The sequence below is a fragment of the Rhizobium sp. GN54 genome (assembly GCF_021026345.1).
GTDB lineage: Bacteria > Pseudomonadota > Alphaproteobacteria > Rhizobiales > Rhizobiaceae > Mycoplana.
This window is the reverse complement of sequence record NZ_JAJNCZ010000018.1, coordinates 14,507-38,148: the sequence shown is the minus strand read 5'-3', so window position 1 is coordinate 38,148 and position 23,642 is coordinate 14,507. Positions and strand designations below refer to the sequence as shown.

The 23,642-nt window shown below is 63.5% G+C and carries 20 protein-coding genes and 2 pseudogenes; 14 read left to right on the top strand and 8 right to left on the bottom strand.

All coding sequences use genetic code 11. From position 1 onward, the window contains the following. Positions 1-280 precede the first annotated feature (280 nt). From LQK81_RS25585 to LQK81_RS25530, 12 genes and pseudogenes are all read left to right on the top strand, one after another. Positions 281-1,438 (top strand): osmoprotectant NAGGN system M42 family peptidase, encoded by a 1,158-nt coding sequence (locus LQK81_RS25585; RefSeq protein ID WP_230809238.1) that lies wholly within the window; start codon positions 281-283, stop codon positions 1,436-1,438. 101 nt (positions 1,439-1,539) lie between these two features. Continuing rightward, complete coding sequence (locus LQK81_RS25580) at positions 1,540-3,117, top strand: ABC transporter substrate-binding protein (protein ID WP_230809237.1); 1,578 nt, start codon at positions 1,540-1,542, stop codon at positions 3,115-3,117. A gap of 30 nt (positions 3,118-3,147) precedes the next feature. Further along, positions 3,148-4,095 (top strand): ABC transporter permease, encoded by a 948-nt coding sequence (locus tag LQK81_RS25575; RefSeq protein WP_230809236.1) that lies wholly within the window; start codon positions 3,148-3,150, stop codon positions 4,093-4,095. Further along, positions 4,092-5,882, top strand: coding sequence for a dipeptide/oligopeptide/nickel ABC transporter permease/ATP-binding protein (locus tag LQK81_RS25570; protein ID WP_230809235.1), 1,791 nt, complete (start codon positions 4,092-4,094; stop codon positions 5,880-5,882). Before LQK81_RS25575 ends, LQK81_RS25570 begins: the two co-directional genes overlap by 4 nt. After that, entirely contained in the window at positions 5,879-6,676 is a 798-nt protein-coding gene (locus tag LQK81_RS25565) for an ATP-binding cassette domain-containing protein (protein WP_230809234.1), read from the top strand. Before LQK81_RS25570 ends, LQK81_RS25565 begins: the two co-directional genes overlap by 4 nt. 5 nt (positions 6,677-6,681) lie before the next feature. Beyond that, positions 6,682-7,455, top strand: a complete 774-nt coding sequence (locus LQK81_RS25560) for a FadR/GntR family transcriptional regulator (RefSeq protein WP_230809233.1) — start codon at positions 6,682-6,684, stop codon at positions 7,453-7,455. A gap of 120 nt (positions 7,456-7,575) precedes the next feature. Continuing rightward, complete coding sequence (locus LQK81_RS25555; protein ID WP_230809232.1) at positions 7,576-9,351, top strand: N-acetylglutaminylglutamine amidotransferase; 1,776 nt, start codon at positions 7,576-7,578, stop codon at positions 9,349-9,351. A gap of 1 nt (position 9,352) precedes the next feature. Next, the gene (gene ngg / locus LQK81_RS25550) at positions 9,353-11,140 is read left to right on the top strand and encodes an N-acetylglutaminylglutamine synthetase (RefSeq protein WP_230809231.1); all 1,788 of its coding nucleotides are present in this window, start codon (positions 9,353-9,355) and stop codon (positions 11,138-11,140) included. 3 nt (positions 11,141-11,143) lie between these two features. Beyond that, the gene (locus LQK81_RS25545; RefSeq protein ID WP_230809230.1) at positions 11,144-13,354 is read left to right on the top strand and encodes a mechanosensitive ion channel domain-containing protein; all 2,211 of its coding nucleotides are present in this window, start codon (positions 11,144-11,146) and stop codon (positions 13,352-13,354) included. Between the two features lie 220 nt (positions 13,355-13,574). Next, a complete protein-coding gene (locus LQK81_RS25540; protein ID WP_230809248.1) occupies positions 13,575-13,808 on the top strand; it encodes a hypothetical protein in 234 nt (77 codons plus the stop codon). Next, positions 13,805-14,097 (top strand): annotated as a pseudogene (locus tag LQK81_RS25535) (type II toxin-antitoxin system ParD family antitoxin). Before LQK81_RS25540 ends, LQK81_RS25535 begins: the two are co-directional and overlap by 4 nt. A gap of 5 nt (positions 14,098-14,102) precedes the next feature. Further along, the gene (locus LQK81_RS25530) at positions 14,103-14,297 is read left to right on the top strand and encodes a hypothetical protein (RefSeq protein WP_230809247.1); all 195 of its coding nucleotides are present in this window, start codon (positions 14,103-14,105) and stop codon (positions 14,295-14,297) included. Positions 14,298-14,323: 26 nt separating this feature from the next. Here LQK81_RS25530 and LQK81_RS25525 read toward each other — a convergent pair whose 3' ends face one another. Continuing rightward, positions 14,324-14,929, bottom strand: coding sequence for a TetR/AcrR family transcriptional regulator (locus LQK81_RS25525; protein ID WP_230809229.1), 606 nt, complete (start codon positions 14,927-14,929; stop codon positions 14,324-14,326). Between the two features lie 103 nt (positions 14,930-15,032). On the opposite strand from LQK81_RS25525, the gene LQK81_RS25520 reads away from it, so the two are divergent. Together LQK81_RS25520 and LQK81_RS25515 are read left to right on the top strand one after the other, a co-directional pair. Beyond that, positions 15,033-15,404: a hypothetical protein gene (locus LQK81_RS25520; RefSeq protein ID WP_230809228.1), complete on the top strand. Its 372-nt coding sequence runs from the start codon at positions 15,033-15,035 to the stop codon at positions 15,402-15,404. Between the two features lie 15 nt (positions 15,405-15,419). Then, positions 15,420-15,859, top strand: a pseudogene (locus LQK81_RS25515) (IS5/IS1182 family transposase); the annotation flags it as partial. A 160-nt stretch (positions 15,860-16,019) separates the two neighbouring features. Here the strand turns inward: LQK81_RS25515 and dhaL (LQK81_RS25510) are convergent. The 7 genes from dhaL (LQK81_RS25510) to dhaL (LQK81_RS25480) form a co-directional block, all read right to left on the bottom strand. Beyond that, positions 16,020-16,673, bottom strand: coding sequence for a dihydroxyacetone kinase subunit DhaL (gene dhaL / locus LQK81_RS25510; RefSeq protein ID WP_230809227.1), 654 nt, complete (start codon positions 16,671-16,673; stop codon positions 16,020-16,022). Positions 16,674-16,684: 11 nt separating this feature from the next. Beyond that, the gene (locus tag LQK81_RS25505) at positions 16,685-17,677 is read right to left on the bottom strand and encodes a dihydroxyacetone kinase subunit DhaK (protein ID WP_230809226.1); all 993 of its coding nucleotides are present in this window, start codon (positions 17,675-17,677) and stop codon (positions 16,685-16,687) included. Positions 17,678-17,755: 78 nt separating this feature from the next. Continuing rightward, positions 17,756-18,790 (bottom strand): ABC transporter permease, encoded by a 1,035-nt coding sequence (locus tag LQK81_RS25500; protein WP_230809225.1) that lies wholly within the window; start codon positions 18,788-18,790, stop codon positions 17,756-17,758. Position 18,791: 1 nt separating this feature from the next. Next, a complete protein-coding gene (locus tag LQK81_RS25495) occupies positions 18,792-20,369 on the bottom strand; it encodes a sugar ABC transporter ATP-binding protein (protein WP_230809224.1) in 1,578 nt (525 codons plus the stop codon). Positions 20,370-20,447: 78 nt separating this feature from the next. Beyond that, positions 20,448-21,449, bottom strand: a complete 1,002-nt coding sequence (locus LQK81_RS25490) for a substrate-binding domain-containing protein (protein ID WP_230809223.1) — start codon at positions 21,447-21,449, stop codon at positions 20,448-20,450. 79 nt (positions 21,450-21,528) lie between these two features. Beyond that, positions 21,529-22,545 carry an ABC transporter permease gene (locus tag LQK81_RS25485; RefSeq protein WP_442967190.1) on the bottom strand — a complete coding sequence of 339 codons (1,017 nt, stop codon included), beginning with the start codon at positions 22,543-22,545 and terminating at the stop codon, positions 21,529-21,531. A 422-nt stretch (positions 22,546-22,967) separates the two neighbouring features. Then, positions 22,968-23,612, bottom strand: coding sequence for a dihydroxyacetone kinase subunit DhaL (dhaL, locus tag LQK81_RS25480; RefSeq protein WP_230809222.1), 645 nt, complete (start codon positions 23,610-23,612; stop codon positions 22,968-22,970). Positions 23,613-23,642: the final 30 nt, after the last annotated feature.

The window sequence follows — 23,642 nt, the reverse complement described above, 5'->3', positions numbered from 1 at the left end:
CGTGGCGGAAATCACTGCAAAAGGCGTTCGCACTCTGGCGAACGTCAGCCAGCCGCTATTGAGAGCAGCCGCCTTGCGACACTCGAAAGAAGCCCTCGACCGTGCGGCGCTGGCGCTCGGGCTGGAGAGCGACCTGCACCGGGCGAAGGAAGCAACAAAAGGCGCTCGTTGCACCAACATACTGAAATAAAAGACAAACGTCGCGAGTAACCGCATGGAGACGCCAATTTTCCAGCCGCAATTGTTGACGGGGGCGTCCCCCGGCTGCGACAAAGCGCCCATGCAGACACCGATTACAATCGACCCGGATTACCTGACGACCCGGCTGAGAGCGCTTCTCGACATACCGAGCCCTACCGGCTTTACGGACGAAGCCGTGCGCTATACCGCGCGCGAGCTCGAAAACCTCGGGCTGGAGGTCAAGCTGACCCGCCGCGGCGCGATCCGCGCCCGCCGCCCCGGCACGGCCGGACGCCCGGCGCGCGGCATCGTCTCCCACCTCGATACGCTCGGCGCGCAAGTCAAGGCGCTGAAGGACAACGGGCGGCTCGAACTCGTCTCCATCGGCCACTGGTCGGCGCGTTTCGCCGAGGGCGCGCGGGCCTCGATCTTTTCCGGCAAGGGAACCTATCGCGGCACGATCCTGCCGCTGAAGGCCTCCGGCCACACGTTCAACGAAGAGGTCGACACCCAACCGACGGGCTGGCGGCATGTCGAATTGCGCATCGACGCGCTGGCGCGCGACCGCAAGGACATCGCGCAGCTCGGCATCGATGTCGGCGATATCGTCGCCATCGATCCGCAGCCGGAATTCCTCGACAACGGCTTCATCGTCTCGCGCCATCTCGACGACAAGGCCGGGGTCGCGATCATGCTCGCCGCGCTGGAGGCCATGCAGCGCGAAGCGGTCGAGACGCCCGTCGATACCTACTGGCTCTTCACCATCGGCGAGGAAGTGGGGGTCGGCGCCTCGGCCGCGCTGGTGCCCGACATCGCCTCGCTGGTCGCCATCGACAACGGCACGACCGCACCCGGCCAGAATTCCGACGAGTTCGGCGTGACGCTCGCCATGGCGGACCAGACCGGTCCTTTCGACTACCACCTGTCGAAGAAGCTCTTCGAGCTTTGCGGCGAGCACGGCATCCGCGTCCAGAAGGACGTCTTCCGCTACTATCGCTCGGACGCGGCCTCGGCCGTCGAGGCGGGGCACGACGTGCGCACGGCCCTTCTAACCTTCGGCGTCGATGCTTCCCACGGCTACGAGCGCATCCATATCCACGCGCTGATCTCCGTGGCGCGGCTGGCGGTGTTCCATGCGGCCAGCGAGGTGCAGATCGAACGCGACGCCGAGGAGATCTCCGGCCTGCGCGGCTTCACGCACCAGAAGGTCAAGCAAGCCGAACAGGACCTGAGCGCGGACGAGCCGGACGCGCCCTGAAGGGGTCAACGGCCATTCAATCATGATAAATTATTGCATGGAAGAAATTTATCATTATAGATAGGCCGCACGAACGACGCCAAATCGAAAGGATCTTCCCCATGAAGAGGCTGTTTCGGAGCGCCTTTGCGGCGGCGGCCCTGGCATGCGCCGCGCTTGTCCCGGGGCTGGCCGCCCTGCCGGCCGCAGCGCAGACCCCGCCCGATGTGCTCGTCGTCGGCCAGATCGCCGAGCCCCAATCCCTCGACCCGCACACTGTGACGGCGACCAACGACTTCCGCATCCTCGTCAACCTCTATGACGGCCTCGTGCGCTTCAAGGACGGCACGCTGGAAGTGGAGCCGGCGCTCGCGCAGAGCTGGGAGGTTTCAGACGACGGCAAGACCTACCGGTTCAAGCTGCGCGAGGGCGTGAAATTCCACGACGGTTCGGATTTCGACGCCGAGGCGGTCAAGTTCAACTTCGAGCGCATGCTGAACAAGGACCATCCGTTCTACAACACCGGCCCCTTCCCGCTTTCCTTCAACTTCTCCTCGATCGCCTCGGTCGAGGTCATCGACCCGCATACTGTCGAGTTCAGGCTGAAAGAGGCCTTCGCGCCCTTCCTGTCCAACCTCGCCTATCCGACCGGCCTGATCGTCTCGCCGGCCGCGGTAGAACAGCACGGCAAGGACTACGGCCGCAGCCCCTCCGGCACCGGACCGTTCAAATTCGCCGAATGGCAGTCGAACCAGCGCGTGGTGATCGAGCGCAACCCGGACTACTGGGGCGGCGCCGCGAAGCTTGCGGCCGTCGTGTTCCGGCCGGTCACCGATGCCAACACGCGCGTGGCGGAAATGATGGCGGGCGGCCTCGACGTGATGGTGGAGGTGCCGCCGGACAATCTCGCGACCTTCAGGCAGGACGCCAATTTCGCCGTCGCCGAACAGGCCGGCCCCCATGTCTGGTTCGCGATCCTCAACACGAAGGAAGGCCCCTTCGCCGACAAGCGCGTGCGCCAGGCGGCGAACTACGCGGTCAACAAGGAAACGCTCGTCAAGGACGTCCTGCAAGACACCGCGACGGTCGCCGCCGGGCCGATTCCGCCGGCCTTCAACTGGGTGGACAGCACGGTCGAGCCGTATCCTTACGACCCGGAGAAGGCCAAGGCCCTCCTCGCCGAGGCGGGCGTGGAAAACCCGCAACTGACCTTCTACGTCACGGAGGGCGGCTCCGGCATGCTCGATCCGGTTACTATGGGCGCGGCCATCCAGGCGGACCTCCAGGCGGCGGGCTTCACGGTGAAGATCGAAACCTACGAGTGGAACACCTTCCTCGGCCGCGTCAATCCGGGCCTTGAAGGCAAGGCGGACATGGCCGAGATGGCGTGGATGACCAACGACCCGGATACCGTGCCCTATCTGACGCTGCGCACCGACGCCATGCCCGACAAGGGTGGCTTTAACTCCGGCTACTATTCCAATCCCGAGGTCGATTCGCTGCTCGAACAGGCGCGCGCATCGACGGACCAGGCCGAACGCGGCAAGATCTACGCGAAGGTGCAGGCGGCGGTGCATGAGGATGCGCCCTGGCTTTTCGTCGCCAACTGGAAGCAGAACGCCGTGACCACGGCTGCCGTCCAGGGCTTCAAACTGCAACCCTCCTTCCTTCTCGACCTGCGCGGCGTGGCGAAGCAATAGCGGCGACCGCCGCTTAGATCGGGAGGTCCCATGCCGGCCTATATCGCGAAGCGGCTGCTCGCCGTCGTTCCCGTGCTGTTCGGCCTGTCGGTCATCGTCTTCCTTGTGATGGCGCTGATCCCGGGCGATACGGCGACGGCCATCCTCGGCGCCTATGCCACGCCGGAAAACGTCGCGCGCATCAACCGGGACCTCGGCCTCGACAAGCCGCTGGCGCAGCAATACCTCATCTGGATAGGCAACGTGCTGCACGGCGATTTCGGCCGCTCCTTCGCGCTCAACCGGCCGGTTCTCGACGAGGTGCTGGAGCGATTCCAGGCAACGCTCGTGCTGGCGGGCGTCTCGCTCGTGCTGTGCTCGACGATCGGGCTTCTGGCGGGCGTCGTCTCGGCGGTGCGCCAGTTCGGCTGGGCGGACCGGGCGATCACCTTCGTCGTGCTTGCCGGCATTTCGATGCCCTCCTTCTGGCTCGGCCTGCTTCTCATCTACCTCTTCGCCGTGCACTGGCGCGTCCTGCCGGCTTCTGGCATGTATGCCGTCTATGGCGGCGGCGATCTTAAGGATCTCATCCTTCATCTCATCCTGCCGGCCGCGACCCTTTCGGTCGTCGCGGCCGGCGTCATCGCCCGGCTGACGCGAGGCGCCATGCTAGAGGTGTTGCGGCAGGACTATGTGCGCACGGCCCGCGCCAAGGGCCTGCCGGAGCGGCGCGTGATCTACCGCCACGCCTTCCGCGCCGCGCTGGTCGGCATCATTCCCGTCATCGGCATCCAGGCCGGTTTCGTCCTGGGAGGCGCGGTCTATATCGAGACGGTCTTCCAGTGGCCCGGCATCGGCGCGATGCTGGTCAAGGCCATCTCGACGCGGGACATCCTGCTCGTGCAGGGCGGCGTGCTCGTGGTGGCGGCGAGCTACGTGCTGTTCAACCTCGCTGCCGACCTGTTCCAGTCCATGCTCGACCCGAGGATCCGCGCATGAGCGCGCGCGCCGCCACGGCGCCCCCCGCATCCCCGCGCCTGACCGCCTGGCGCCTGCTGGCCAACAACCGGCTGGCGGCGGCGGGGCTCTGCCTCATCCTCCTCATCGCGCTTCTCGCCCTGCTCGTCCCGCTCCTGCCGCTGCCCGATCCCGACGCGACCGCCCCGGCCGAGCGCCTGAAGCCGGTGCTGACGGAAGGCCACCTGCTCGGCACCGACCAGCTCGGCCGCGATATCCTCAGCCGCCTGCTCTGGGGGGCGCGCATTTCGCTGGCGGTCGGCCTCACCGCCACGCTCATCGCCGCGGTCCTCGGCTCGGCGGTCGGCATCGTGGCCGGCTATGCCGGCGGGCGCGCGGACAACCTCATGATGCGCGGCATCGACATGCTGATGGCATTTCCCTATATCCTGCTGGCGCTGGCCATCGTCGCCGCCCTCGGGCCCGGCCTGATGAACGCGCTCTACGCCATCGCCGTGGTCAACATCCCCTTCTTCGCGCGCAACGTGCGCGGCGTGACGCTCGGCTACGCGCATCGCGAATTCGTCGACGCGGCGCGGCTTTCCGGCAAGCGGCCACTCTCCATCGTCGTCACGGAGGTCCTGCCCAACGTCCTGCCCGTTATCGTCATCACCATGTCTACGACGGCCGGCTGGATGATCCTGGAAACGGCGGGGCTGAGCTTCCTCGGCCTCGGCGCGCAGCCGCCGCAGGCCGATCTCGGCTCGATGCTCGGCGAGGGACGCGCCCAGCTCTTCACCGCGCCGCATGTCTCCATCGTCCCCGGCATCATGATCTTCCTCATCGTCATCAGCCTCAACCTCCTGGGGGATGGCATCCGCGACGTGCTCGATCCGCGCCTGCGCTCCGGCGCACTCGCAAGGCCCGGCCCCGTCACCCATGTCGCGCCCGGCCGCGCCGCGCCGCGAAACACGGCGAAGGACGCCGCCCTTTCCATCGAAGGACTGGAAACCGGCTTCCGGCGCGGCCGCGACGTCCTGCCGGCGGTGCGCGGCGTCTCGCTCAACGTCCGGCCGGGCGAGTGCCTCGGCCTCATCGGCGAAAGCGGCTCTGGCAAGAGCGTGACGGCGCTGTCCGTCATGGGGCTCGTCGCCTCGCCACCGGGCCTCATCCGCAACGGCGCGATCTACCTGAAGGACGAGGACGTGCTCACCATGCCCGAGACGCGGCTCATCGCCAGTCGGGGCAGCCGCGTCGCCTATGTCTTCCAGGACCCGCTGACGACGCTGCACCCGATGATGCCGGTCGGACAGCAGGTGGAGGAGGCGATTGCCGCGCATCAGCTGCTCGGTGCGGCGGAACGGCGCGAAAAGGCGGTCACGCTGCTCGACAAGGTGGGTATTCCAGACGCCCGCGAGCGGGCGAGGCACTATCCGCACCAGCTTTCAGGCGGCCAGCGCCAGCGCGTCGGCATCGCCATGGCGCTCGCCAACGATCCGGAGGTCATCGTCGCCGACGAACCGACCACCGCCCTCGACGTGACGGTGCAGGCGCGCATCCTCGAACTTCTACGCGACCTGCAACGCGAACGCGGCATGGCGCTCCTCTTCATCACGCACGATTTCGGCGTGGTCTCGGAAATCTGCGACCGCGTGGCCGTCATGAAGGATGGCGAGATCGTCGAGACGGGCGAGACGCGGCAGGTGCTGGCCGATCCGCAGCATGCCTATACGAAACGGCTGATCGCCTGCGTGCCAGAACTGGGCACGGGGGATCGTTTCCTGGAGCGCGTGGCCGGCCTCTTCCGCCGGGAGGCGCAGGTGTCATGACGGCCGATGCCATCGAAATCCGGGACCTTTCCAAGACGTTCGGCGGCGGGAAAAGCCTGTTCGGCAGGGCGCGCCACGCCGTAGACGCCGTGAAATCCGTCTCGCTGACCCTCCGGCACGGCGAAACGCTGGCCCTCGTCGGGGAAAGCGGCTCGGGCAAGAGCACGCTGGCCCGCATGCTGGTCGGCCTCGAGACGCCGACGTCCGGCAGCCTCGCCATCGGCGGCAGGGATGCCGGCAGCCTGCGCCGCGAGGGACCGAAGGCCTTCGGCAGGATGATCCAGTATGTCTTCCAGGACCCAGTTGCCTCGCTCAACCCGCGCAAGACGGTGCGCGACATCCTCGAAACCCCGCTCGCCCTCCTCGCCGGCCACGCCCCCTCCCGGCGGCGCGCCCGCATGCAGGAACTGCTTGACGCCGTGCGGATGCCGGCCGACGCGCTTTCGCGCTATCCGCACGAGTTTTCCGGCGGCCAGGCTCAGCGCATCGCCATCGCCCGGGCGCTGGCCGCCGAGGCGCGGATTCTCGTGCTCGACGAGCCGGTGAGCGCGCTCGATGTCTCGGTGCAGGCGCAGGTGCTTCTCCTCCTGCGCGACCTGAAGGCGCACTTCGGCCTCTCCTATCTCTTCATCAGCCATGACCTTGCCGTGGTCGAGGCGATCTCGGATCGTGTCGCCGTGATGTATTTCGGCGAGATCGTCGAGACGGCGCCGCCGGCGCGCCTGTTCGCCGATCCCAGACACGCCTATACACGGCGGCTCGTCGCCAGCGCGCCCCGCATCGGTGGAAAGTGACCGGAATGGACGAAAAGCACCCCCTCACGGGCGAGGACGGCAAGCGGCTCTTCACCCCGGCCGGCAAGACGAAGCGCCGGCCGGAGGCCATCGCCGACCTGATGAAGGACTATATCCGCGCGGAGGGCCTCGCCCCCGGCGCGCGCCTGCCGCAGGAACGCGAACTGATCGACCGGTTCAAGGCGGCCAAGGGCACGGTGCGCGAGGCGATGAGGGCGCTGGAGACGCAGGGGCTCATCTTCACCCGCAGCGGGCCGGGCGGCGGTGCGTTCGTCGCCCAGCCCTCCGCCCGGCACGCCATGGAACTGCTCTCGACCCACTTCTTCTTCGACCAGCCGAGCCTTTCCGACATCTACGCCATCCGCAAGGCGCTGGAACCGGAAGTGGCCGCGCTGCTCGCCGGGCGCGTCACCGACGGCCAGCTCGCCCAGCTCGAAGGCACGATCCGCATCTACGACCATCCGCCGGGCGATGCGGAGGAACAGTATCGCCAGCGCGTGGCTGAACTCGATTTTCATTCACAATTGGCGCAGCTCTGCCCCAACCCGCTGCTCGGCTTCCTGTGCGGCCTGATGCACAACCTGCTGCGCGAGCTTCCGCTGGCCAGGAAGATCTACGCCGATCCAGCGCCCAGTTCCCGCGAAGAAGGGCTTTCGTTCCAGTACCGCCTGATGGCCGCCCTGAAGGACGGGCGCGCCGAGGACGCGCGACGCATCGCCGCCGAGCACATGGCGTTCGCCGAAGCCTACATGCTGGCCCGCGCCGAGCCGGACGATTGAGGCTGCCGGTGGAACATCCGGCCACGTCGCGCATTGTTTTCGCATGACGTCAGGGCCGTGGACATCTTCACGGCCCTGACGTTTCGTTTTGTACTCACAAAGGAGGTTGCAGCCCGGTTCATGTGTGGAATTTGCGGAGAAGTCAGGTTCGACGGCGGGTCCCCGTCGGTGTCGGCAATCGCGAGGATGGCAGACGTTCTCGCCCCCCGGGGGCCGGATGCGTCAGGCGTCGTGGTGCGGGGCAATGTGGGGTTCGGACACCGGAGATTGCGGATCCTCGATCTCTCCGACAAATCGCAGCAGCCGATGGTCGACGCCGATCTCGGCCTGTCGCTGGTCTTCAACGGCTGCATCTACAATTTCCGCGAATTGCGGACCGAGCTTGAGGAAAAAGGCTACCGGTTCTTCTCCGACGGCGACACCGAGGTCATCGTGAAGGCCTGGCATGCCTGGGGAGAGGACTGCGTCTCGCGCTTCCACGGTATGTTCGCCTTCGTGCTGCACGAGCGCGACAGCGGCCGCCTCGTCATGGCGCGCGACCGCTTCGGCATCAAGCCGCTCTATCTCGCCAAGGCCGGCGGTGCGCTGCGCTTCGCCTCCAGCCTGCCGGCCATCGTCAAGGCAGGTGGCGTCGATACGTCCATCGATGTCGAGGCGCTGCACAGCTACATGACCTTCCACGCCGTCGTGCCGCCGCCGCGCACCATCCTTTCCGGCGTACGCAAGCTGCCGCCGGCCACCGTCCGCGTCTACCAGCGGGACGGCAGTTTCGAAGACCGGCGCTACTGGGATCCGCCCTACAGCCGCCACGCTGGCGACGGAGCGATGACGCGGCAGGACTGGCGGGAGCATCTTCTCGATGCGCTGCGCACAGCCGTCAAGCGCCGCATGATCGCCGACGTGCCGGTCGGCGTGCTGCTGTCCGGCGGCGTCGATTCGAGCCTCATCGTGGGCCTGCTCGCCGAAGCGGGCCAGCGCGGCCTGATGAGCTTTTCCATCGGCTTCGAGGAGGCCAATGGCGAGAAGGGCGACGAATTCGTCTATTCCGACCTCATCGCCCGCGAATTCGGCACGGATCACCGCAAGATTTTCGTGCCCTCGGCAAACCTGATGGAGGCGCTGCCAGGCACCATCGCCGCCATGTCCGAGCCGATGGTCTCCTACGACAATGTCGGCTTCTACCTACTCTCCAGGGAAGTCTCCCGCCACGTCAAGGTGGTGCAGTCCGGCCAGGGCGCGGACGAGGTGTTCGGCGGCTATCACTGGTATCCGCCGCTCGTCGATTCCAACGATGTCGTGTCTGATTACGGCAGGGTGTTCCGCGACCGCTCGCACGAGATGCTGCGAACGCAGCTTGCGGACGAGTGGATCGCCGGCCACGACGTCAGCGGGGCGTTCCTTGAAGCGCAACTCCTGCGCGCGGGCGCCGATACGCCCGTCGACCAGGCGCTGCGCCTCGACAGCAACGTCATGCTGGTGGACGATCCGGTCAAGCGCGTCGATAACATGACCATGGCCTGGGGCTTGGAAGGGCGGGTTCCCTTCCTCGACCACGAACTGGTGGAGCTTGCCGCGCGTATCCCGCCGGAGGAAAAGCTGCGCGACGGCGGCAAGGGCATTCTAAAGGACGTCGCCCGCAAGGTTGTGCCGGGCGAGGTCATCGACCGCAAGAAGGGCTATTTCCCGGTTCCGCAGCTCAAATACATCGCCGGTCCCTATCTCGACATGATCCGCGACACGCTTCATTCGCAGAAGGCCCGCGAACGCGGCTTCTTCCGCGACGTCTATCTCGACCGCTTGCTCGACAGGCCATCGGAGCACATCACGCCGCTGCGCGGCTCGGAACTCTGGCAGGTCGGCCTACTGGAGATGTGGCTTCAGGCGCAGGGGGTGTGAGGTGAAGAAGGCAGGGGAAAAGACCGCGCCGCGCCAGCGGGCCAAGGGAACCAAGGCGGTGGGCCATCGCCTGAAGCAGTTGCGCACGCGCGCACAACCAGGCCGCCATATCGGCCGGCCGGACGCGTCGGAAAAGCAGAAAGAGGACGTGGTGCTGGATTGCGGCTGGGGCCGGCTGCTTTTCGCCCAGACGTTCACGGACGACGAGATGCTTCTGTCGAAACTGCGCGAGGAGGCACCGTCGAGCCGGGACATCGCCTTTTACGTGCGTGATCCTCATGTGCTGCTGTCGCGCGCGCCGCAGGAGGTCTTCCTCGATCCCTCGCACACGTTCCGGCTCAACCTGTCCACCTACCGGGCGAAGATACGCCGCATGCGCGCCGTCACGATCCGCCGGCTTTCCACCGAGGCCGATGCGGACGGCATCAACCGGGTCTATGCCGCCTGCGGCATGGTGCAGATCCGCAAGGACTTCTTCTCGTCCGACAGGGACAACCGCTCGCTGACCTATTTCGTCGCGCAGGACGACACGACTGGCGAGATCGTCGGCACGGTCACCGGCATCGATCACCAACGGCTGTTCAACGATCCCGACCGGGGCGCTTCGCTCTGGTGCCTAGCCGTGCATCCGCATGCGCGCCAGCCGGGCATCGGCGAACGGCTCGTCGGCAAGCTGGCCGAGCGTTTCCAGGCGCGCGGCCTTTCCCATCTCGATCTGTCGGTGATGCATGACAACGAATTGGCGATCAAACTCTACGAGAAGCTGAACTTCCGCCGCATGTCGCTCTTCGCCATCAAGCGCAAGAACGCGATCAACGAGAAGTTCTTCGCCATGCCGCACCAGTCCTACGACGCTCTCAATCCCTATGCCCGGCTGATCGTCGACGAGGCGACACGGCGCGGCGTCCATGTGGAGATCACCGATGCCGAGGGCGGCTTCTTCCGGCTCTCCCATGGCGGCCGCTCGATCCGTTGCCGCGAGAGCCTTTGCGACCTGACCTCAGGCGTGGCCATGTCGATCGCCGACGACAAGGCCGTCGCTCGCCGTGTCGTCGCCACGGCCGGCCTTTCCGTGCCAGAGCAGATCGAAGCGGGCGAGAACCGCGCGCGGATCGCGGCGTTCCTCGAAAAGCACGGCAAGCTTGTGGTCAAGCCGGCGCGCGGCGAACAGGGCCGGGGCATCTCCGTCGGCATCGCCACGCTCGACGCGCTCGATGCGGCGATTGCCGAGGCGCGCACGGTCTGCGACCGGGTGCTGCTCGAAGCCTATTTCGAGGGTGAGGACCTCCGTCTCGTTATCATCGATTTCAAGCTGGTCGCTGCAGCCATACGTCGTCCGCCCCGCGTTATCGGTGACGGACGCAGCACCATCGCCGCGCTCATCGAGATGCAATCACGCCGCCGCGAGGCGGCGACAGGCGGCGAGAGCCGAATCCCTCTCGACGCGGAAACGGATCGCTGCCTCGCCGAACAGGAGTTCGATCTCGACACAGTCCTAGCAGAGGGGCGTGAGATCACCGTGCGCAAGGCCGCCAACCTCCATACCGGCGGCACGATCCACGACGTCACTGACACCGTGCATCCCGACCTCGCCGCGGCCGCCTGCCGCGCTGCGCGGGCGATCGATATACCTGTCGTCGGCATTGACTTCATGATCAGAGACCCCTCGGAGCCGGACTACGTCTTCATCGAGGCGAACGAACGACCCGGCCTTGCCAACCACGAACCGCAACCGACGGCCGCCCGCTTCGTCGATCTGTTGTTCCCCGGCACCCGCGCAATGGTATAGCTCATGCTCCTTTTTCCCCTCCGCACCGCCTGCCTCCTCGTTCTCTTACTGATGGCGGGTCTCGCGCCCGTGGCCGCACAACAGCCATTGCTCCCGGGCACGGCTCAGGAACAGTCGGCCGACGCCACGAAACTCCAGGACCTCATCGACGTCCTGCGCGACGACAAGACGCGGCAAACCTTTCTGGACGAGTTGCAGAAGGTCGCCAATGGCACTCCCACGGGCGCGGAGCCCCAAGCGCGGCCGGCCGAGTCCCTCGGCAAGCAGATCGCGGATGTGACCCGGCAGTTCGCCGAGCGGGCGGTCTCCTCGGCAATCGTGTTCTCCCGCCAGCTCGCCGCCGCACCCGCAACCTTCTCCAATCTCAACGGCGCAGAAGGCGAGGTTCTGTTTCGCGCGGCGCGCGACCTTGCGCTGGTGATCGTCGTCACCTACGGCGTCTTTGTCGTGCTACGGCTGGTCACGCGCCGCATCGATCGTTCTTTCGGCCGGCGCGCCGGGGCGGCGGGGTTCTTCGAAAAAATCTTTCTGGTCGCGGCCTCGATGGTGCTCGACGTCGCCATCGTCATCGTCGCCTGGGGAGCGGGATATCTGGCCGCGCTGACAGTCTTCGGCGAACTCGGGCACATGGATATCCAGCAAACCCTCTATCTCAACGCCTTCACTGTGGTGCAGCTGGCAAAAGTGACGGTCAGGACTATGCTGTCGCCCTTTGCAAGCGAGCTTCGGCTCGTGCGGGTCTCTGACGAGGCCGCTCGGCGCATAAGCCGCATTCTCGCCTGGATCATCAGCATTCTCGGCTACGGCCAGCTTCTTCTCCAGCCTATCCTCGCGCAGGCCGTCTCCGTCGCCTCCGGGCGGGCGGTTTCCGCGCTTATCGCGCTTGTCGCGCTCGTCATCGCCGTGACGGCGACGCTGATTAACCGGCGCGCCGTGACCGAGTGGCTTCTGGCGACCCTCGACCACAGCCCCCGAAGCCGCCGCGTCCGCTTCGTCGCGGCACGGTGGCACTGGCCGGTGCTGGTCTATCTCACCTTCTTGTTCCTCGTCGTGCTGATCGGGCCGGACGACCGGCTGTTCTCCGTGCTGGGCGCGAGCGCCCGGGTTTCCGCCGCCATCATCGTCGGATTCGTCGTGGCCGACTGGCTGGCGCGAACGGTGACGCGGGGCGTCAGCCTGCCGGAGAACGTCAACCAGCGGCTCCCGTTGCTGGAGCAACGCGTCAACGGCCTCGTCCCCCGTTTCCTGACGCTGTTGCGCTTCGTCATCCTCGCCACCGTTATCGCCTTCGTAGTCTCGGCCATCGGTGTCTTCGACATGGCGGCTCTGCTTGGCTCGCGCATGGGCCTCGCCTTCACCGGCGCAATGGCGTCGGTCTGCGTCATCCTGCTGGTCGCCTATGTTGCCTGGCTGGCGCTGAGCTCCTGGGTGGACTACCGGCTCAATCCCGCATTCGGCACCATCGCCACCTCGCGCGAGACCACCCTTCTCTCCCTTTTGCGCAATGCCGCCACCATCGCCATCGTGGTGATAGCCCTGATGTTCTCCCTGTCGCAGATGGGGCTGGACATCGCGCCATTGCTCGCCTCGGCCGGCGTGCTGGGCCTTGCCATCGGCTTCGGCGCGCAGAAGCTGGTGCAGGACGTCATCAACGGCGTCTTCATCCAGCTGGAGAACGCCATCAATGTCGGCGACGTCATCACGGTGGGCGGCACGAGCGGCGTCGTTGAGCGCTTGACGATCCGCTCCGTCAGCCTGCGAGACGTGACGGGCGCATACCACATCATCTCCTTTTCCTCTGTCGACGTGGTGACGAACCAGATGCGCGACTTCTCCTACCATGTCGGCGATATCGGCATCGCCTATCGCGAGGATGTGGAGGACGCGAAAGACGCGCTGTTCGTGGCCTTCAAGGAACTGCGCGCCGATCCGGAACACGCCGCCGTCATTGTCGGCGACATGGAATGGTTCGGCGTCCAGGAACTGGCCGACAGCGCCGTGATCGTCCGTGTCCGGATCAAGACGCTGCCCGGCAAGCAATGGGGCGTCGGCCGCGCCCTCAACGGCGCCGTCAAGCGCGTCTTCGACGCCCGCGGCATCGAGATTCCTTTCCCGCACCAGACGATCTATTTCGGTGCAGACAGGAAAGGAGAGGCGCCCCCCGCTTTCGTTTCAATCACACCACATAGAACCACAGAAAATGCAGGAGAATAATTTTGGCTGCCGTTCACAGCACCCAGCGAGGGAAATAACGTTCTCCCTCGCCTGCAGACAGGAGAGACTGCATACGCACTAGCATTCTTAGGTCGATTTTTAAGATATGATTCGGAAGAACCGCTCCCACCTCGGCTCGGCTTCGCAGCTTTCCGCCAGGGCGCTTTTCTGCTATTTCTATATACACTTAAGAATCAGGCCGGCTCCCTGTAATTTAAAAATGAATGATCTGAAAACAATGATGAAAATCGATGCGTTACACTCGGATAGAGCATGGAAACAATGGTGGGATGAGTTGGGCCATGTCGCTCGTTGTAATCGAGACATGGCCCGCACAAGGGAGGCGTTTGAGGCCGGCTACATGGCAGCACTGGCGCAGGATGCCGTCGGTGCATCATCCCCGTCCGGCCCTGCCAGCGCGATCGACAAATCACCATCAAAACGCCAGGAATAATAGAAAAACGCCAAGGAGGGTCGTTCTTCACCGCATGCTTGGGAAAAGGTCGCTACGGCTCGAAAAGCGAAGTCCTTCGTGAAGGTGCGCGCGACTGGTCCTGGACCGCGAGACCCGGCTCGCCGCGCTGGATGCCTCCATCATGCGCGGCATTGCCGATGCAGACGCTGGCCGGACTAAGCCGGCGAGCGATGTCTTCGACCGTCTCGACGCCAAATACCGTGTGATGGCTACAAGGCCGAAAATCGGCATGATCCTTGAGTTTCCAGCGAGGCTGAAAACGATCTAGAGCAGATCGCCGGCTACTTTGCCGAGCACAATCCGCGGCGCGGCCTTTCATTCATCCGGGAGCTGCGGAGCAGGTGTGAAGATCTCGTCGATAACCCGAACGGCTTCGCCCTCGTCGCCCTCTATGAACAAGATGGCATTCGTCGATGCGACGATCGGTCGGAGCCCTCATGTGTGAGGGGGTGCCGCAACCACGCATAAAAAGGGCGCGCCCACTTGCAGCGGGCTTAGGCGCTCAGTCCTTCTTGCAGAGTTTCGAGAGCTGCTTCAATCGCGTCGTCGCCGACCTTCTCCGGGATGAGCAAACCGTCAAGCATCAGCATGGTAATTCCGTGCAACTGAGCCCAGCACGCGGCTGCTTGGCCGCGAGCTGGACGCGTCCGGATGGACCCGGCGGCTTGTCCGCGCTCCAACAGATCAATTACAATCTCGAATACACCTAGCGCCCGCTGGTCCAAGTGCACATCCTCTGCCGCGCCGATCTTCGCCCCGAACATCAGCCGATAAAGGTCCGGGTTCTCCTGGCCGAATGCAATATAGGCCTTCGACGTTGCAAGCAGGGCGCTCGGAATGTCGTTCGAGAAGCGTTCTTGCGCCGCGATGATCCTTTCGCGCAGGCTATCGAAGCCAATCAGGGCTATTTCTGCTAGCAGCGCGGCCTTATCGGCGAAGTGCTTGTAAGGGGCGGCATGACTGACGCCGGCGCGCCGGGCGACCTCGCGCAGTTTAAATCCCGAACCCGAGCCTTCGCGAAGCATCGTCATGGCAGTTTCGATGACCGCCTGACGCAGGTCTCCGTGGTGGTACGGGCGCTTGTCTTTCACATGAGTCATGGGCAGCGGAAGTTTCCAGTGAAAACATATGTTGACATTGCCTACTTCTGCGCCTATGTCAACGCACAAAAGTTGTCAGCGTCAACATTATTAGGAGACCACTATGAAGGCTTTGCTCGCTTCCCTGTCCGCGTTCCTTGTCGCAGGGATGGTCGCGACAACCGACGTCCACGCGCAAGATGTCACGCTTGCCGCACCTTTCTTAGGTGCGACGAGCCATGCGAACGACGTGGCATTGTCTGTTTACTACCTTCCTGCGGACGCTGGGGCGCTGGAGGTTGTCGTGACCTATGTGGGCGATGCCGAGGCAAACCAGCCGCGTCGCACGGTCATGCGGCTTGCCGACGGTGACCGTGTGCGTTTTGGGCTGCCCGGACACCCCGGCACGCTCTATGAGTTCACACGCAATGGCGCTACCGTCAAACTCTCGGCAGAGACTGTCGGGCCGCGCGCACCGAAGTCATCGGATAGCTGAATCAGAACGGGCCTCATGACGGACCAGGATGCCGGCGACGCCTCGCAGGTGGAGCCGCAACTCGACCGGATCGACATGCCAATCGGGCAATTCACAGCCGATGGAGCCTGTGACGGCAACCCGACCTACGACGTCGTCACCAAGTGGTTGTCCCGCCGCGTGCCAATGCGGTGGAACGTCAGCTCGACGATCCCACAAATCAACGAAACCAACATATCGCGACGATCAACGCCGATGGTCGGATCAAGTGGAAAGTCCGCGACTGGCTACGGAAAGCGATCACTCGCGGAGATGGCTATCGGGCGTTACAAATCGATCATCGGACGGCGGCTGCGGGCGCGTACGTTGCGGCACAGCAGAAAGACGTTGCCCTCGGCTGCGCCGTCCTCAATCGAATGCCGGCCTGCGTACGCCCGAGATCCGTCCGCTGCAAGACCGTCACCGTACAGCCATAGCATCAAAGATGGAAATCCGATCTTTCACCGATCGATGAACCAGCGCCATTTCGGGCACCATGTTTGCTCGGCTGAGGATTCTTCACCGGTAAACTTGGGGGCGAAGCGAATTTTTCGCCAGTTGCTCCATGCCGTTGCTTGCCCCTCTTCCATGTCAGTATCAACCAACGGCGTCGACAAGGCGCGTCTGGGCACCCACTGCCAATTCCTTCAAGATGATTGCACAGGACGTTGCGCCGGCATCGAGAACACCGAGCGAACGTTCACCGAGCCGGCTGGCACGGCCGATCTTTGCCACCAGGTTGATTGTCGAGTCACGGCCCGTTTCAGCAGCCGCAACGAGAGCTTCCAGTGCCTTGTCGAACGGCCTTCCGTCTGCCGTCGCCTTGTCGAACGCTTCGACGGCTGGAACGAGCGTGTCGAGCAACGTCTTGTCGCCGACCTTGGCCGAGCCGATCGACTGGATACCCGCAAGCCCGGCATGCAGCATCTTGCTGTAGGCGGCCGCATCGATCTTGTCCGCACCTTCGATCGTCTCGGCAAACTCGGTGAACATCACGCCATAGAGCGGACCCATCGAACCGCCGATCTCGGTCATCAGTACAGTGCCGAGCGTATCGAGTGACTGCGCCAATGATGCGTCCTTGCCTTTCAGGCGCTCAGCCGCCATCCCGAACCCCTTGGCCATGTTGACGCCGTGATCACCATCGCCGATCTTACCGTCGATCTCACTCAAGTAGGCGCGGTTCTCGACGATCCGTTCGGCCATCGACCGCACGATCGAGCCGGCAGAGGCGTTGTCGAAAGTCTGCATTGTCTTCTCCCTCAAAGAATGATCGTGCAACGCGCCTCGACATCGAGCAGCGTTTTCAGTTCGTCATCGAGCGCCATCACGGTCAGCGTCGCGCCGACCATTTCCAGCGAGGTGAAATAGTTGCCGATCCAGACCTTGGCGATCTTGAGGCCGCGCAACGCAATCTCGCTCTCGATCGTATCGTGCAGGATGTAGAGCTCGTTGAGCGGCGTGGCGCCGAGACCGGAAACGAGCACGGCGACTTCGGTGCCTGCGGGCAGGTCGTGGTCGTCGAGCACGATCTTGACCATGTCCTTGGCGACGGCATCGGCGGTCTTCAGCGACTCGACGCGAACGCCGGGTTCGCCGTGGTGGCCGATACCGACCTCCATCTTGCCGGGCTCGATCTGGAAGTTCGGATGACCGACCGCCGGCAGCGTGCAGGGACCGAGGCCGACACCGATCGAACGGCAATTATCGATTGCCTTCTGTGCGGTCGCCCGCACCTCGCCCAGGCTTGCACCTTGCGCTGCTTTGGCACCACCGACCTTCCACATCAGGATTTCGCCGGCAACACCACGGCGCTTTTCCCGCTCTTCGGGCGGCGCCGAGCAAACGTCGTCATTGGCGACGACGGTCGCGACCTCGATACCCTCCTTGGCGGCGAGCTTCGTCGCCATCTTCACGTTCATGTTATCGCCGGCATAGTTGCCATAGAGCACCACGACGCCCTTGCCGCCATGGGCTTCCTTGATTGCATCGTAGAAGCTTTTTGCCGTCGGTGAGGAGAAGAGCTCGCCGACGGCGACGGCATCCAGCATGTTTCTGCCGGTATAGCCGATGAATGCCGGCTCGTGACCAGAGCCGCCACCGGTGACGACTCCAACCTTCCCGGCAACCGGAGCGTCCTTGGAGACGACGACTCGGGGATTTTCGGCGAGACGCACGATGTCGGAATGCGCCTTTACAAAACCCTTGACCGTGTCTTCGACCACAAGATCCGGGTCATTGATAAAACGCTGCATGATAACTCCTTCAGGGAAAGCTGGAATGCTATGGTGCGACGGGAGCGTCGCCGTATCGGGTTCAGGCGATCCGACCGCTCATGCGCGCGGCTTGATGGAAAACAGCGCACCGGCGCCGACGATGAAAAGGCCGAGGATCGCAAGCTGCGAGGTGCTGGGAATACCGACAAGGATCAGCACGTTGTTGACCAGCGTGATCAACACGACACCGAGCATCGTCCCGAGGACGGAACCGGAGCCGCCGGTAATGCGTGCGCCGCCCAGCACCACAGCCGCGATGATCTCAAGTTCGGAGCCGGCAAGATCGAACGGGTTGGCAAGGCGATTGCTGGCGACATGCATGATGCCGGCAATGCCCGCCAGAAGACCCGCATAGGCAAAGACGAAGATATGAACCTTGCGCAGGCTGTAGCCGAGACGCTCGGCAATGCCGGCATTTCCGCCGACGGCGTAGATGGCGCGACCCATCAACGTGCGGTTGAGAAGAAGCCAGGTTACGATAACGGCAACGACGAGCACGAGGACATAGACCGGCATGGTCGATGTCGCACCATTGGCGCTCTGATGATGGAACAGCGCCAGTTTACCGAACGCATCCATCGACATCGGGATGTTCATGAAGAGAGCGGTGCCAATGAACGTAAGGAGGAAACCGCGGATCACATATTGCGTGCCGATGGTGACGATCAAGGACGGCGCCTTCAGCGTGCTGACCAACACCCCGTTCGCAGCGCCGAGAAAGGCACCGCCGATGGCCGCGACGAGGAGGATCGGGAGGATAGGCATCTCGGGAAAACAGTTCGTCACCAGCATGGTAATGACATACATGACGAAGGCAGCGATCGCCGTGAACGAGACATCGAGGCCGCCAGCGGCGAGGACGACGAGAACGCCGAGAGCGAAGAGGCCACGAACAACGGTCGAGCGCGCCATGTCGAAAAGGTTCGATATCTGCCAGAAGTCCGGATTGATCGACCCTACAACGACGCAGACAAGCGCGATCAGGATGGCGGTGACGGCCGGCGGATGACGGACGAACCATCGCGTCACGCGGTTGAATGCGCTTTCGGCATGGGCACGGCTTGCGGCGATGTCGGAGGTAATATCGGTCATGTCAGCGTTCCCCGCTGTTGTCTTCGGCGGTCATGGACCGGTAGAGTGCGTCTTCCTCGAGGCCAGCGGCATCGAACGTATCGGCAATGCGCCCCTTGCGCATGACCATGATGCGATCGCAGTTCTGCAAGAGTTCCGGCAGGTCGTCGCTGATGATGATGACGCTCATGCCCTCGCCAGCGAGCCGCTGGATGATGCGGAAGATCGTATCCTTGGAGCCGACATCGACGCCGACCGTCGGTCCGTGCAGGATGAGGAGCTTCGGCTCGATCGTCAGCCAGCGGCCGATGAGAACACGTTGCGCATTGCCGCCTGAGAGGGAGGTAACGGGATTGTCGATATCGGGTGTCGCCACCTGCAGGTCGTCGATCGTCTTTTGCGCAAGCGCGCGGGCGCGACGGCCGTCGAGAAGGCCGAAGGCACCGCGCAGCCTGTCGAGAACGGCCATGATGACGTTCTCGCGGATCGACTTTTCAAGAAAGAGACCTTCGGAAAGACGATCCTCCGGTACATAACCGATGCCGGCATCGATCGCTTTTGCCGGAGAGGACAGGTCAGCGACGGAACCGGACAACGAAACGTTGCCGCGCCGTGCGGGGCTGATGCCGGCAAGCGCGAGCGCAAGCTCGTTGCGGCCGGAATCGAGCAGGCCGGTGACGCCGAAGACTTCGCCTCTGGCGACATCGAAGGACACGTCGTCGAAGCTGCGGGCGCCGAGGCTCTGGACCGACAGAAGTCGTTCGCCACTGTGCGGGGCCGAGCGATAACGCTTGTCGTCCAGTTCCCTGCCCGTCATCCAGAAACCGAGCTGCGTCTTGGATTGTTCGGCGACATCGCATTCGGTGATCTTCTGGCCGTCACGCATGATGATGGCGGTACCGCCGATCGCCTTGCACTCGTCGAGCTTGTGGGTGACGAAAAGGACCGAGACGCCGTTTTGCTGCATGCCACGCACGACGCGGATGAGATTGTCGACCTCGCGGCGCGTCAGCGCCGTCGTCGGTTCGTCCATGATGACAAGACCGGCGTCCGACGCAATTGCCCGGGCGATCGCGATCAGCTGGCGCGTCGCGATCGGCAATTGCTCGACCGGCGTGGAAAGAAAGTAGGGATCGGTGGGCAGGCCGACAGCGCTTAACGCCTTGGCCGCGGTCTGGCGCAAAGCCTTGCGGTCGAGCGGGCGCGCCAGACTGCCGTTTGCGGCCACAAGCTGGCGCGTGAGTGCCACGTTTTCCTCGACGCTGAGATTGGGCAGGAGCGACAGATCCTGGTAGACCGTTTCGATGCCGGCAGCGAGGGCGCCGATGGGATCAAGACCGTCGACGCTCTTGCCATTGATGACGAGTTCACCGCCATCAGCCGGCTGCGCGCCGGAGATGATCTTGATAAGCGTGCTCTTGCCGCAGCCGTTCTCGCCCATCAGATGATAGGTCTTGCCGCGCTCGATCGTAAAGCTGACCCCTTTCAGCGCCTGCACACCGCCGAAACGCTTCTGCAGGTCCCTGACTTCCAGAAAGGGTATCGCGCTTGCCGCCGCGGTGGTGCCGGCTCGACTTTCGAGTGTGACGCTGTCTGCCATTGATCCCGTTCCGTTGATGCTGCGCGCCGGCGTCTTTTCCGCCGGCGCGTCTGCTTTCGTTAAGCGATCCGGAGGGGATCAGAAGGGGTACTGGCTGACGTTCGACTTGTCGACGTCGACCCAGGCTTCACCGACGACGATGATGCCATCGCCCGGGCCCTTCTTCACACTGACCTTGTTGTAGCCGGGAACGCCGAGGTCCATACCGTCAGTGATCTCCTTGCCCTGCAGCACGAGGTCGGCAACCTTGTTCATGACGTAACCCGCATCCTTCGGATCCCAGAAGGAGATGCTCTGGACAGCGCCGGATTCGAGATACTTTGCAGTGTCCTTCGGCAGGCCGAGGCCGACAACGCAGACCTTGCCGACGAGACCGGCCTCTTCGACCGCGCGGCCGATACCGATGACATCAATGGCCGAACCGCCCTGGAAGCCTTTGATGTCCGGATACTTGCGCAGGATTTCGCGCGCTTTCTCATAGGCCTTGTTGGCGTCGTTGAAGGATTCGTTCTTTGCCGAAACCAGTTCCATTTCCGGATGCTTCTTGGCGTTCTCAGCGCCGCCGTCTGCCCACTGGACGTGCGTCAGGCTGCCGAGCGAACCGACGAAGGACGTCCACTTGCCCTTGTTCCCCATGCACTGGGCCAGGCGCTCGTTGAAGCGCGCGCCGAATACGGCGTTGTCGAAGGCCTCGATGTCGACCTGCGTGTTCTTCAGGCTGTCGCCTTCATGGGTGATGATCTTGATGCCACGGTTCATGGCGCGCTTGAAGACACCTTCCAGCGCCGACGGATCCATGGGAACGACGGCGATTGCGCTGACGTTCTTGGCTACGAGATCCTCGATCAGGCGGAGTTGCTGGGCGGAATCGGCCTTGGCCGGACCGACCTGACTCGTCGCGACGTCGGCATTGTCTGCGCCATAGGCAACGACACCCTGTTCCATGCGTGTGAACCAGTTCTCGCCGGTCACCTTGACGACGGTGACGATCGACGGCGCATCCTGCGCGACTGCGGTCTGGGCTGCCAAAAGAGCGCCGATGGCAACCGTGCAGGCTGCTACTTTCCGAACAAAAGACATAAGCGTTTCCTCATTATCGTTGTTGCCCCAGAAAACGTACTGGCTGCGAGGGCGTAGCACCGCCAGCAATGCCACGGGTTCACCTCCGCGAGGGAAGCAATGCCCGCAGATCGAACCGAGAAGTCGCAAGGAAGATCAGGAGCAGAAGGCCCCAGGCGCAATCACGGAAGAAGTTGGAAATGTCCAGGAAGTTGAAGAGGCTCGACAGCATTTGCAGCGCCGTGGCCGACAGCACCACGCAGATGACACGCCCATAGCCGCCTTCAGGGCGAACGCCGGCCATCACGACGATCAGGATGGCGATCAGGACGTAGGACGTGCCGTAGTCCCATTTCACACTCGACGTACGCGCCGCAATGATGATGCCGGCGATCGAGGCGAGGATGCCGCAGACCGTGTAGGTGAGAAACAGCATGTGACGCTGCGGAATGCCGGCATAGCGCGCCGCCTTTGCATTGCTCCCCATGAGGTAGAGCTTGAGCCCGAACGGCGTATAGCGCAGCACAATACCGAGGAGGACGGCGATTGCAATGAACAGCGCAAAGCACATCGGCACGCCGAAAACGGGCGTATTGCCGAAATTGTCGAGCGGCTCGATATAGCCGAGGCTGACGGCGGAACCATTGGTGATGACGACGGCGATGCCGGTGAAGAACAATTGCGTCCCAAGCGTGGCGATGATCGGGGTCAGACCGACAAATGCGACGAGCGCACCGTTTATCATGCCGCCGGCCAGGCCGATCAACAGGGCGATTCCGGCGAAAATCCACACGAACGTCAGCGGCTGGTCATCGACCGAAACCCAGTCCCGCATCAAGAGATAGGAGGCGATTCCGGAGAGGTTGGCGAGCGCGATACCGGAAAGATCGATACCGCCATTGCCTGCAATCATCGCTAGCATGACACCGAGAGCCAGAAGCGCAAGCTCGGGAACCTGTGCCGACATAGACTGGAAATTGTAGAGGCTGAGAAACGTGTCGCCGGCAAAGATCACCGCAACCGCAATAACCAGGGCGTTTGCAAAAACCAGAAAATTGAGCTGGCGATCTGACCACCTGACGAACAACGCATTCCCTCCCGCGCAGCCGCAAGCCATTGGAACGAACGCGTCCGTAAGCCTGCTCTCCGCCCTGATGGACGTGTCCACGCTTCCTGCGCGACGCTCCTTCCGTCCATCAACGAGAGGCACCGTATTAGAGCTTTTGACATATGTCGATAGACAATCGAAATTTGTAGAAATTTATGCAGCAACGCATAACTGACGGACCATTGCGGAAAAGACGCGACCGTGGATATTGGAAAAGAGCGCGCTGCCGGCAGCACGAGGCACCCGTTGCCGCACATGACAAGCGGTCGGAATCATTCGGCTGGAATGGGCGCCTATCTTTACCGGCGGCTTGCACGCCTCCATGGCGCTCCGCTACATCCCGCGTTTAAGCGGAATCACTAGAGCCGGACAGATGCTGTAGATTCAATAGATTAGAGAGATCCTTGCGCGTTCGAATGAACACGCGGCGCTCAAGGCTCGCCAAACGTGTCCCTCATTGCCGCGATGATAATCACGGCCGAAGCGGCTCCGGGGTCGATATGACCAAGCGATCGTTCGCCCAACCTGAGGGCTCGCCCTCGGGCGGCCACCATCGATTTGGTGGATTCACATCCGATCTCGGCCGCCCGAAGGATTTTCTCCCACATTTCAGCAGGAGCCGCATTGCGCTCTCGTGCGTCCTGCGCAGCCGCCGCGGCGGGAATCCACGCATCCAGCATGGTCTTGTCGCCGCGGTCGCCCTTTCCCCTTCGCTTGATACCCGACTTGAACGCCTCGACAATACCGGCCTGCTCGCTGGCACCCAAAGCCGCCTTTCCGGAAAGCACCTGTGCGGCATCTGTAAATGCCGTCGCATAAAGGGGACCGGTGGATGCTCCGACGGAATCGAGGAAGGTTGATGCGGCGATTTGGAAAATTTCCGAAGGAGGCAGGGTTTCGCAATCAGTGCCCGAGAGGCGACGGGTTACGGCGGAGAACCCGCGCGCCATCGTGATACCGTGATCTGCATCACCGATCGCGCCGTCCAGTTCCGACAGCCTGCCCTTTTCCGCGCTGATTGCTGCGGAAATACGCTGAAACATGGCCTTGATCTGCTGCGTGCCGTTCCCGTTCATCTCGCTTCCTCCAGATCCGTTCCTGAACTC